General features: G+C 54.2%; 1 protein-coding gene. It reads left to right on the plus strand.

Annotation, left to right across the window (positions count from 1 at the left end):
- On the plus strand, positions 1-240 hold a 240-nt coding region (locus tag AB4585_RS29610; RefSeq protein WP_372172416.1), incomplete at both ends, for a hypothetical protein.

The following is a 240-nucleotide window of genomic DNA, read 5'->3' on the forward strand; positions in this document are numbered from 1 at the left end:
CCTGTAGAAGCAGCGCCAGTGGAAACAGCAGAAGTTGTTACTCCTGAGGTAGCGAAGCAGCCAGAAGTGAAAGCTGCGCCTGCACCAAAAGTACCGCAGTCTGCTCCTAAAGCGACAATGAGCTTTAAGGGTCACGCAGGGTCAGGAATGACAAGCGCGCCTGGTCCACAGGAAACACGTGAAATTACTGTCAAGGCAGCCGATTTCCGTAGCGAACGCTTACAAGGCAAAGCCGGTGGC

It is taken from the genome of Vibrio sp. 10N.222.49.C9, from assembly GCF_041474985.1.
Lineage (GTDB): Bacteria > Pseudomonadota > Gammaproteobacteria > Enterobacterales > Vibrionaceae > Vibrio > Vibrio crassostreae_C.